General features: G+C 36.7%; 4 protein-coding genes. All 4 read left to right on the forward strand.

What is annotated here, in order from left to right:
- A partial coding sequence (gene lgt / locus BMX84_RS12345; protein WP_143058728.1) for a prolipoprotein diacylglyceryl transferase occupies positions 1 to 672 on the forward strand: 672 nt, incomplete at its 5' end.
- A gap of 4 nt (positions 673 to 676) precedes the next feature.
- Positions 677 to 859: a hypothetical protein gene (locus BMX84_RS12585; RefSeq protein WP_177165570.1), complete on the forward strand. Its 183-nt coding sequence runs from the start codon at positions 677 to 679 to the stop codon at positions 857 to 859.
- Positions 860 to 1,028: 169 nt separating this feature from the next.
- A complete protein-coding gene (locus tag BMX84_RS12350) occupies positions 1,029 to 1,643 on the forward strand; it encodes a recombinase family protein (RefSeq protein ID WP_425528537.1) in 615 nt (204 codons plus the stop codon).
- A 178-nt stretch (positions 1,644 to 1,821) separates the two neighbouring features.
- Complete coding sequence (locus BMX84_RS12355; RefSeq protein WP_091490359.1) at positions 1,822 to 2,151, forward strand: ApeA N-terminal domain 1-containing protein; 330 nt, start codon at positions 1,822 to 1,824, stop codon at positions 2,149 to 2,151.
- Positions 2,152 to 2,229 lie beyond the last annotated feature (78 nt).

The following is a 2,229-nucleotide window of genomic DNA, read 5'->3' on the forward strand; positions in this document are numbered from 1 at the left end:
ATTGGCTTTATCGGTGCCCGACTTTATTACGTTTTATTCAAATGGGACTACTATATACAGAATCCGAGTGAAATCATCGCAATCTGGAATGGTGGGATTGCCATTTACGGAGGATTGATTGCAGGAGGACTAACTGTATATGTACTTACCAAGAAAAAAGGGGTTTCTATTTGGCTGCTGTTAGACATACTGGCGCCTAGCGTATTGTTGGCACAATCCATTGGTCGTTGGGGAAATTTTATTAATCAAGAGGCACATGGCGGTCCGGTTACCAGACAATTTTTAGAAAACCTATACTTGCCAGAATTTATTATTAATCAAATGAATATCAATGGAACCTATTATCACCCGACCTTTCTTTATGAGTCTTTGTGGAGCTTGTCTGGGTTCGTATTGCTGCTTCTTTTGCGGAACAAAAACCAATTGCTTCGTCAAGGAGAAGTGGCCCTCAGCTATGTCATCTGGTATTCAGCCGGAAGATTTTTCATTGAAGGTATGCGGACAGACAGCTTATGGATAGGAAATGTCATACGAGTTTCACAAGGTTTGTCCCTCATTTTGTTTGTAGCAGCAATTGGAGTTTGGATGTATCGCAGATATTATAGTTACCCACCCGCACCTTACTATAGGGTAAACTTAATCTTCACAAAGCAGTTAATTACGAGGAGGTAAAAATATGCTAGACAGATGGCAGTTAATTAACAGAGAGACCGACAAAGTGGAAATGGAAGGAACATTGCAAGAGATTCTGGAAGAATTGGATGTGTCCTCTCCTGAAGAGATTTCAGATCAATACACACTAACGAAACCTCAAAATCACTCCACAGGAGATCATGAAAAAAGAAGAGCCAATGAATAAAGACCTTTTTAGGTTAAACGCAAAAGCTGAATCAGAAAAAGTTTACGACTTTTTGATTCAGCTTTTTTGTCGATTATGAGTGTACCCAAAATAGACATGAGCAAGACATTGTCTTTTCGCTTTTTTTAGTGTAGATTATAAATGTCTATTAAATGCACTAAGAAAAGGAGTGAAGAGGTTGAAAGTAGGCTATGCACGTGTATCTACCACTGACCAAAATTTAGACCGACAAATGGAAGCCTTGGAAAGAGCAGGAACAGAGAAAATCTTTCAAGAAAAAATGTCCGGAAAAAGTATGACCGAACGATTGGAGCTACAAAAAGCACTTCAGTTCCTGCGTGAGAAAGATATTCTGATTGTAGAGTCTTTAGATCGGTTGGGACGGAACTACGATGATATTGTCCAAATGGTTCAGAAGCTAGATCAAAAAGAAATCGGGTTAATTGTTTTAAATCTGCCTATTCTAAACCAAGAAATGGGTGACCCAAATCTTCAAAAGTTGATTCGAAACATGATTGTGCAGTTATTGTCTTGGACGGCTCAGAATGAGCGGGAGGAGATTAAACGGAAGCAGCGACAAGGAATCGAAATAGCTAAACGAAAAGGACATTATAAAGGTCGGCCAGTAAAGTATTCCGCCACTGCAAAGAACCCAAAAGATCGTATGACATACCAAGTAATCGTGAATAAACTGAAGAAGGAAGAACCGATTAAACAGATTGCGGAAGACACGGGAGTAACAAGGGATACGGTGTACCGCATTAAGAGTGAACTTCTTTTTTAATAGACTCTTCCATTCCAGAGTCTATTATGAAGCGAAAATGGAAGTCCATGTAACAAACAAGGAAATTAAACTGCTTAATTAAGTTGGATAAAGAGAATAAAATAATTACGATTATTAAACTCGAAGGTTAAAATTTAGATTTTATAATATTTTAATATCAAAAGAGAGGTCCTTAAATATGAGACTTAATAAGTATAAGCTCAATGAAGATTTTGACATTCTTGCTATCTGGTATAAAGAAGATCAGGAAATCAAAAATGGAATTAAAGGTGTTTTGCACTATAGAAATCATTCTATTACTCTTGAATTGTTTGATTCTTTTGATGATGGGTTTAAGTATGAATCTCAACATTTGAATCGCATTTATGGTTTTTCTCAAGATGGAAAATTGTTAGCTTTAAACGGCTGTGATAAAACTCATGGGAAAGAAAGTTTTCCTGGTTTCGGTATTGATTCATACTCTGTAAATGATTTTTATATGTTTGAAGTAGATCTTAATAAACAATAAGATTGCTCCGCAATCTAAACCAGGACAGAAAAATCTTTTTATTTTATAATGGTCTCAGGAAACACCAATCCGACTTCT

Origin of the sequence: Alkalibacterium putridalgicola (genome assembly GCF_900109825.1) — a bacterium.
GTDB lineage: Bacteria > Bacillota > Bacilli > Lactobacillales > Carnobacteriaceae_A > Alkalibacterium > Alkalibacterium putridalgicola.

Coding starts and splice junctions, on each gene's coding strand:
- BMX84_RS12585 (WP_177165570.1), top strand. CDS start 677: ATGCTAGACAGATGGCAGTTAATTAACAGAGAGACCGACAAAGTGGAA.
- BMX84_RS12355 (WP_091490359.1), top strand. CDS start 1,822: ATGAGACTTAATAAGTATAAGCTCAATGAAGATTTTGACATTCTTGCT.